The organism is Skermanella stibiiresistens SB22 (assembly GCF_000576635.1).
Classification (GTDB): Bacteria; Pseudomonadota; Alphaproteobacteria; order Azospirillales; family Azospirillaceae; genus Skermanella; species Skermanella stibiiresistens.
Map to the genome: position 1 here is coordinate 116,616 of NZ_AVFL01000024.1, position 8,038 is coordinate 124,653.

The window sequence follows — 8,038 nt, forward strand, 5'->3', positions numbered from 1 at the left end:
GGCGACTTGCCATGTGAGATAAAAACAAGATTTGGGAATCGTGTTCGTCATATAAATAAAGAAACTATGCAAGATAGACACTGATCCGAAATCCTTGAGATTCTTCTACTAACCTGCTGGCATCAACGTCGTGAGATCTGTGTCCATCCTGTAAATCCTCTTTATCTGTGTCAAAAGAAACTTCTTTCCGCATCACCCTAAGCGCGGTCGCCGAAACGACGCCAACACCGAGCGCCAGGGGAGGTAATCACAATGTTCTTGATTTGTTCTAACCAAGAAAATACCATCCACACCACAATCCACCGTGAAAGGCTTCCCGCCATGCGCCCGTCCTTCCAGCCAGCCGACCCCGCACCCGTCATCCGCCTCACCGAGCGGCAGGAGGCGTTCTGTCAGGCGATGGCGGCCAATGTCGGTGGGGCGGAGGCGGCCAGGATGGCGGGGTATTCGCCCAATGGGGCGAAGCAGCGGGGCGCCCATTTGATGAGCCAGCCGGAGATCCGCGTCCGCGTCGGCCAGCTTCGCGCCGAGCGGAGCGGCGGTCATCGGGCGGACCTCGAGGAGGCGGCGGAACTGGTCCGGACCATCATCGGCGAGGCGCTGGACAAGAAGTCCCTGTCGCTGGCGCTTCGGGCGGTCGAACTGCGGCTCAAGCTGCGCGGCGTCATCCAGGACAAGCGGATCGCGCACCACTATATCGACCCGTCCCACGGCGGTGCCCGGCATCCCGACGCCGATCTGGAGGACTTGGACTTCGATCCGGCGGAGGACGACGACCTGCCGGTGGTCGCGGCGGCGCCAACACCAACGATAGTGACCTCGGATATTGACCCGGCCCCGGCCAAAGTCCCGGTCCCAGCCCCGGCGCTCCCGCCCGCGTTCCGGCCGGTCGCCGCCGCCGCGGCGGTGACATCGGGACATGGGCGGGAAGGGGACCGGCACCGCGGTGACCGCGCCGCCTAGTCCCCATCACCTCTTCCGTCAGAACTTGTAGCGCAGCGCCGCCGAGATGATGTCCACGCTGCCTTCGCTGGTGGCGCGGGTGTTGGTCGACAGCACCGGGGCGGCTCCCGCCTGCTGGGTGTTGATGTCGGCGTCCTCGATGAAGATGTGGGCGTAGGCCACGTCGATCGTGAAGTTCTCGGTCAGGGCGTAGGACGCGCCGGTGGTCAGCCAATAGCGGTCGCCATCCGGCGTGCGGGTCGACCGGAAGTTATCGACTGTCGGGGTCTCGTCGTATTGGAAGCCGCCGCGCACCGTCCAGGTGTCGTCGATCTTGTACTGCGCGCCGATGGCGGCGGAGAAGGTGTCCTCGTAGTTCTGGCCGACGACCTGATCGGGCAAGCCGGGGCGCTTGACGCGGATCTCCTCGAAGTTGCTCCAGCCGTACCAATTGTACTCGGCCATCAGCGTCAGCTTGGGGGTGACCTCGTGGGCGAATCCGACCGCGATGATGTCGGGCAGGTTGAGATCGGCGGTGCCCGGCGTGTTGTTGAAGGTCGTGCCGCCGCGGCTCAGCTTGACGCTGCCGTCCAGCGTGTGCTCCATCCGGGAGCGGTAATGGATGCCGATCCGGGTGGTCGGAATCGGTTCGAACAGCACGCCGACATTGTAGCCGAAGGTCCAGTCGTTGCCTTCGACGTCGGACAGGATATCGGACGCCGTGCCGGTATAGACCGCGTTGGTCAGCTTGGCGTCGGCGTATTGGATATCGACGCCGCCGCCGATAGAGATCCAGCTATTGACCTTGTAGGCCACGCTTGGCGCGATGTTCAGCGTCAGCAGGTCGGTCTCGATCGAGTCGTAGCGGCCGAACCAGTCCGCTTGGTACTTGTTGGCGAGGCCGAAGGGGGCGGAAATGCCCAATCCGACCCACAGGTCCTTGTTCAGCACCGGATAGGCGAAATAGGCGTTCGGCACCGGGGTGGGGTCATAGGGATTGCCGCCGTCGCCGCCGCCGGTCGGGCGGGTGACGGTGCCCAGCGGCGTCCTGGCGCTGGTGCTCGAGCCCTTGTTCTCCATGTCGGCGCGCGGCAGCAACAGATGGACCCCGGCGGTCGCCTCCGCGCCATCCAGCCGCGTCATCCCGGCCGGGTTGAAGAAGATGGTGCTGGCGTCCTCCGTGATCGCGGACTCGCCGGCGAAGGCGCGGCCCAGGCCGGTGACGCTCTGCTCCTTGATGTAGAAGCCGGCGGCCGACGCCGTCTGCGCGCCCGCGAGCAGGGCGAGGGCGGATGTGGCGACGGCCGACGCGAGCGAAAGGCGTGCGGCGTGCTTCATGGGGTCCATCGTTTTACTCCTCCCGTCACTTTCTTCCGCATCTTGGCTATTTTTTGTGCGGATATGGAGGAATCGGTAACGGCAGTTTACGTAAACGTCAATGACAAAAAACCCACGCGACACGCGACCGAGGCCGACTGTGGCGCGTGGGTGTCAGGGAGGACGAGCGCTCAGCCCTGGCCGGTCACGTAGCCGCGCAGGGTTTCGACCTCCAGCTCGGTCTCATCCAGGCGCTGCTTGACCACGTCGCCAATGCTGATCATGCCGAGCAGCTTGCCGTCGTCCACCACCGGCAAGTGGCGGAAACGCCGCTTGGTCATCACCGTCATCACCTCGGCGATCGTGTCGTTGGGGGAGCAGTGCTTGACCTCGCGGGTCATGACCTCCTCGACGCGGCGGCTCATGGCGGTCGCGCCATGCTTCGACAGGGCGTTGACGATATCGCGCTCGGAGATGATGCCCCGGATACCCTCGCCGCCGTCCAGCACCAGCACGGCGCCGATACGGTTCTCGGTCAGCAGGTTGGCGGCCTCAGCGATGGTGCGCTCGGGCGTGATGGAAATGACGGTCGAGCCCTTGCGCTTGATGACGGCTGCGACATGCATGGGACCTGCTCCTCCTTGTGGGGCGGTCCGTCCCGAAGATGCGGTCGGACCGCCATCGTTGGTACTTCAAGTTACGGAAGCATGATACGTCGATTGTGCGGCCGATGTACAAGTCGGAGTTGTTGGGTGTCCCTTAATCGTCACGGCGGCCCTATCGGGCGGCCGGCAATCCCGAAGCGGGTCCGGCGGGGGTTTGCGCCGGAACCAGCAACAGGCAGTTCTCGATGATCGTCTGGCATTGCGCCAACTGGCTGCCGCTGATGCCTTCGGGTCCGCCATAGACCAGCCGTTCGACCACGCCGTCGCGCAGCGTGAAGGTCGCTTGGCAGCTGAAGGTCCTGACATCGTAGGTCGGCGCGAAGGAGCCGTAATAGGGATAGCCGTAGCCGTGATAGGGATAGCGGCCATAGCCCATCAGCGGCGTGTAGTTCTGGTACGCCACCGTCCGGTCGCTGGTATAGGTGAAGAACTCCATCTCGCCGGCGCTGGCGGTCCGCTCCGGCACTCCGGCGCAGGACAGCAGCGTTTGCTTGGGCATGCCGACGAAGGCGCTTTGGGCGAACAGCGCCTCGTCGGCGCGCGGGTTGGCGCAGGACGCCAGCGCCATGGCACCAAGGCCCAACAGGGCCGCATTCGACAAGCGGTTCATCGTTCGCTTCCTCGTTCAGGGCGCCCGCAGCCGTTCGGGCGCCAAATCCACCGCGTTCACCCCCAGCGCCGCCAGATCCTCCGGCACCGCGCCGGATGTCAACAGTCCGGCGGCGGTCCTCGCCATCCCCGGCGCGGTCTGGATGCCATAGCCGCCTTGCCCCGCCAGCCAGAAGAAGCCCTCCGCCTCGGGATCGGGACCGACCACCGGGGTCATGTCCGGCGCGAAGGTCCGCAGCCCCGCCCAGCGGTGGGTGATCCGCCGCACCTTGAACAAGGCCGCCCGCTCGATCCGGTCAACGGCCAGCGCGATGTCGAGTTCCTCCGGCTGGATGTCGCAAGGCTCCACCGGCGTCGCGTCGGCCGGCGAGCCGAGCAGGCGGCCGCCCTCGGGCTTGAAGTAGAACGACTCGTCCACGTCGCAAACCATCGGCCAATCCTTCAGGTTGGCCTCGGCCGGGATCGGCGTCGGATCGAAGGTGATCGCCGTCCGCCGCTTCGGCGTCAGTCCCATCGGCCGCAGCCCGGCCAGCGCCGCCACCCCGTCGGCCCAGGCTCCGGCGGCGTTGACGACCCAGGGAGCGGTCCAGGTCCTGGTCTCGGTGCCGGTTCGGGTTTCCGCCCGCCAAACACCGTCCCGCCGGGTCAGGCCCGTCAGTTCGGCATCGGTGACCACCTCGGCGCCGCGAGCCCGGGCGCCCCGCAGGTAGCCCTGGTGGATCGCGTGGACATCCATGTCCATCGCGTCCGGCTCCCACACCGCGCCCGCGACTTGGTCCGGCCGCAGCATCGGGGCCATGGCTAGGGCGGCGTCGGCGTCCAGCCGGCGGATGGTCGGTGTCAGCCGGCTGCCGGCGGCGAACGCCTCGTCCAGGGACGCCAGCTGCTCCTCACGGCCGACCAGCAGCACGCCGCGCGGCGTCAGCACCGGGTGTTCCGAGAAGCCGGAAACCACGGTGGCGTCGAAGAAGGGCCGACTGCCCACCGTCAGCGACCGGATCGCCGCGTTGCCATAGGTCTCGGTGTAGAGGGCGGCGGATCGGCCGGTCGAGTGGTAGCCGGGCCGTGATTCCCGTTCAAGCAGGATCACGCGACCCTGTGCCGAAAGCTCGAAGGCGGCGGAGGCTCCGGCGATGCCGGCGCCGATGATCAGGAAGTCGCAGGATGTCATTGTCGACCATTGAGTGTTGTAGGCTCCAGCGTACTCCGAGCAATCTCACCTGCCCAGCGCTGGTGTCCGGGATGATGAACGACGAGGTGGGAAACATGGCTGCACCACGGGAAACGGTCCACGACGGCCACGGTGCCGGTCAGCGGTTGCCGAAGTTGACGTTGGCCGCCCTTGGCATCGTCTACGGCGACATCGGCACCAGTCCGCTCTACACGCTCCGCGAATGCTTCAGCGAGCTTCATGGCGTGCCCCTGACCAACACCACCATCCTGGGCTTCCTGTCGCTGATCTTCTGGGCGCTGACCCTGGTCGTCACGATCAAGTACGTCGTGTTCATCATGCGGGCCGACAACAGGGGCGAGGGCGGCATCCTGGCGCTGATGGCCCTGGCGCTGCGCAGCGGCTCGGCCAGCACCGTGCCGCGCCGGTTCGTGCTGGCGCTCGGCATGTTCGGCGCGGCGCTGTTCTACGGCGACGGCATGATCACGCCGGCGATCTCGGTGCTCAGCGCGGTCGAGGGCTTGCACATCGTGACGCCGCTGTTCTCGCCCTACGTGGTGCCGCTGACCATCGTGATCCTGATCGGCCTGTTCGTGATCCAGCGGCGCGGGACCGGTGGCATCGGCAAGCTGTTCGGGCCGGTGATGTGCCTGTGGTTTGGCATCCTGGGCGTCACAGGCATCGGCCATATCATCCAGCAGCCGGTGGTGCTGTGGGCGCTCAACCCAACCCACGCCATCGGCTTCCTCCTGGAATTCCAGTGGCAGGCGTTCCTGTCGCTGGGCGCCGTGGTGCTGGCGGTGACCGGTGGCGAGGCGCTCTATGCCGACATGGGACATTTCGGGCCCCTGCCGATCCGGCTGGCGTGGTTCGGCTTCGTCCTGCCGGCTTTGGTGCTCAACTACCTGGGACAGGGGGCGCTGCTGATCGCCGACCCGGGCGCGATCGACAACCCGTTCTTCCTGATGGTCCCAGGCTGGGCGGTCCTGCCGCTGGTGCTGGTCGCGACGCTGGCGACGGTGATCGCCTCGCAAGCGGTGATCTCCGGCGCCTTCTCGCTCAGCCGGCAGGCGGTGCAGCTGGGTTTCATGCCGCGGCTTCGGATCCGCCACACCTCCGAGACGGAGATCGGCCAGATCTACGTGCCCAAGGTCAACTGGTGGCTGCTGGTGGCGATCGTGCTGCTGGTCCTGGGTTTCCAAAGCTCGACCAACTTCGCCGCCGCCTATGGTGTCGCGGTGACCGGCACGATGGCGATCACCAGCATCCTGGGATATCTGGTGGCGCGGCACCATTGGCACTGGAGCAAACCGCTTGCGCTGGCGGTGATGGGCGTCTTCCTGGCGATCGACCTCGCCTTCTTCTCCGCCAACATCCTGAAGTTCTTCGACGGCGGCTGGTTCCCCCTGCTGGCCGCCGTCATCCTGTTCGCCCTGATGTGGACATGGATGCGCGGCCGCGCCGTGGTGTTCAAGCATCTGCGCGAGGAGAGCATGGAGGTGGCGCCCTTCGTCGCACGATGCGGCGCCAAGCCGCCGACGCGGGTTTCAGGCACCGCCGTGTTCCTGACCGGCTACGCCGACATGCTGCCCCACGCCCTGCTGCACAACCTCAAGCACAACAAGGTGCTGCACGAGCGGGTCATCCTGCTGACCGTGGTGACGGAGGAGGTGCCGGTCGTCAGCCTCGACCGGCGGTTCGAGATCCAGGACCTGGGTGCCGATTTCCACCGCGTCCTGCTCCATTTCGGCTTCATGGAAACGCCCAACGTGCCGGAGGGCCTGGCGGCGGGCCGGTCCAAGGACTTCGAGTTCGACATGATGGACGTGTCGTTCTTCCTGACGCGCGAGACCCTGATCCCGTCGGTCAAGCCGGATCTGTCACCCTGGCAGGAGCGTATCTTCATCCTGATGGCGACCAACGCCACCACCGCGACCGAGTTCTTCCGCATTCCGCCGAACCGGGTGGTGGAGTTGGGCAGCCAGTTGGAGATCTAACGCCGAGCGGGATCAGGCGGCGCCGCGCAACCGCTCGGCGTGGCGCAGGTCGACCGACACCAGCTGGGAGACGCCCCGCTCGCCCATCGTCACGCCGAACAGCCTGTCCATCCGCGCCATGGTCAGGCGGTGGTGGGTGATGATCAGGAAGCGGGTCGCGCCGACCCGGGCCATCTCCTCGACCAGGGTGCAGAAACGGTCTACATTGGCCTCGTCCAGCGGCGCGTCGACCTCGTCCAGCACGCAGATCGGCGCGGGGTTGGTCAGGAACACCGCGAACAGCAGCGATAGCGCCGTCAGCGCCTGCTCGCCGCCGGACAGCAGCGACAGCACCTGGAGCCGCTTGCCCGGCGGGCTGGCATAGATCTCCAGCCCAGCGTCCAGCGGGTCGGCGGCGTCGGTCAGCTTGAGATACGCCTTGCCGCCGCCGAACAGGCGGACGAACATGTCCTGGAAATGCCCGTCCACCGTGGCGAAGGAGGCGAGCAGCCGTTCCCGCGCCTCCTTGTTGAGTCCGGCGATGCCCTGCCGCATCCGCTCGATCGCGGCGACCAGATCGGCCCGCTCGTTCCGCATGCCGGCGATCTGGAGGTCGAGTTCGGCCGCCTCCGATTCCGCCAGCAGGTTGACCGGGCCCATGCCCTCGCGTTCGCGCACCAGCTTCTCCAGCTTGGCCTCGATGGCGGCGGGGTCGGGGGGCGGTTCGCCGGGCGGCAGGTCGGCCAGCGCCGCCGTCCGCTCCGGTGCGCATTCCAGCTTCTCGGCGATCCGCTCGCGGATGGCGTCGAGCGTCTGGCGGGCGGAGGCCACGGCGGCCTCGGCGCGGACACGGGCCTCGCGCGCGTCGCCCAGATCCGCCTCCGCCCGACGCAGGCGCTTCTCGGTGGCGGACAGCGTCCGTTCAGCCTCTTCGAGGGTATCGGCGGCGCGTTTCCGCACCCGCTCGGCATCGGCGATCCGGGTCGCCAGATCGGCCCGCTCGCCCTCGATCTCGTCCGGCCGGCTGGCGAGCTGTTCAAGCTCCGCCTTGGCGGTCTCGGCGCGCTCCATCAGCTCGGCCAGCCGATCGTCGGCACCGGACGAGCGGTCGGTCCAGCCGCGCCGCTCGGCCTCGATCGCGGCCAGCCGCCGCTTCCGCTCCTGCGACTCGCGCGTCAGCCGGTCCACCGCGTTCTGCCGGGCTCCCAGGTCGGCGCGGGTCTCCGCCAGCGTGGCCCGCAATTCGGAGACCCGCTCACGCGCCTGACCGGCCTCGGGCAGCCCGTCCAGCGCCGTCCGCGCCTCGGCGACCAAGCGCTCGGCGTCGCGCCGGTCGGCTTCCAGCCGGTCCACCGCCT

General features: G+C 67.1%; 7 protein-coding genes. 2 read left to right on the forward strand and 5 right to left on the reverse strand.

All coding sequences use genetic code 11. From position 1 onward, the window contains the following. Positions 1–321: 321 nt before the first annotated feature. The gene (locus N825_RS26115; RefSeq protein WP_037458498.1) at positions 322–963 is read left to right on the forward strand and encodes a terminase small subunit; all 642 of its coding nucleotides are present in this window, start codon (positions 322–324) and stop codon (positions 961–963) included. Between the two features lie 18 nt (positions 964–981). On the opposite strand, the gene N825_RS26120 is transcribed toward N825_RS26115, so the two are convergent. The 4 genes from N825_RS26120 to N825_RS26135 all read right to left on the reverse strand — a co-directional run bounded on the left by N825_RS26120 (position 982) and on the right by N825_RS26135 (position 4,704). Further along, positions 982–2,289, reverse strand: a complete 1,308-nt coding sequence (locus N825_RS26120) for an OmpP1/FadL family transporter (protein ID WP_198038906.1) — start codon at positions 2,287–2,289, stop codon at positions 982–984. A 161-nt stretch (positions 2,290–2,450) separates the two neighbouring features. Then, positions 2,451–2,885, reverse strand: a complete 435-nt coding sequence (locus N825_RS26125) for a CBS domain-containing protein (protein WP_037458501.1) — start codon at positions 2,883–2,885, stop codon at positions 2,451–2,453. A 151-nt stretch (positions 2,886–3,036) separates the two neighbouring features. Next, positions 3,037–3,534 (reverse strand): hypothetical protein, encoded by a 498-nt coding sequence (locus N825_RS26130; protein ID WP_037458503.1) that lies wholly within the window; start codon positions 3,532–3,534, stop codon positions 3,037–3,039. Positions 3,535–3,549: 15 nt separating this feature from the next. After that, on the reverse strand, positions 3,550–4,704 hold the full coding sequence (locus tag N825_RS26135; RefSeq protein ID WP_037458504.1) for an NAD(P)/FAD-dependent oxidoreductase: 1,155 nt from the start codon (positions 4,702–4,704) through the stop codon (positions 3,550–3,552). 95 nt (positions 4,705–4,799) lie between these two features. On the opposite strand from N825_RS26135, the gene N825_RS26140 reads away from it, so the two are divergent. Next, positions 4,800–6,701, forward strand: a complete 1,902-nt coding sequence (locus N825_RS26140) for a potassium transporter Kup (protein ID WP_051513148.1) — start codon at positions 4,800–4,802, stop codon at positions 6,699–6,701. Between the two features lie 12 nt (positions 6,702–6,713). Here N825_RS26140 and N825_RS26145 read toward each other — a convergent pair. Further along, positions 6,714–8,038: coiled-coil domain-containing protein (locus tag N825_RS26145; protein ID WP_037458590.1), on the reverse strand; the 1,325-nt coding region annotated here is incomplete at its 5' end.

Coding starts and splice junctions, on each gene's coding strand:
- N825_RS26115 (WP_037458498.1), top strand. CDS start 322: ATGCGCCCGTCCTTCCAGCCAGCCGACCCCGCACCCGTCATCCGCCTC.
- N825_RS26120 (WP_198038906.1), bottom strand. CDS start 2,289: ATGGACCCCATGAAGCACGCCGCACGCCTTTCGCTCGCGTCGGCCGTC.
- N825_RS26125 (WP_037458501.1), bottom strand. CDS start 2,885: ATGCATGTCGCAGCCGTCATCAAGCGCAAGGGCTCGACCGTCATTTCC.
- N825_RS26130 (WP_037458503.1), bottom strand. CDS start 3,534: ATGAACCGCTTGTCGAATGCGGCCCTGTTGGGCCTTGGTGCCATGGCG.
- N825_RS26135 (WP_037458504.1), bottom strand. CDS start 4,704: ATGACATCCTGCGACTTCCTGATCATCGGCGCCGGCATCGCCGGAGCC.
- N825_RS26140 (WP_051513148.1), top strand. CDS start 4,800: ATGGCTGCACCACGGGAAACGGTCCACGACGGCCACGGTGCCGGTCAG.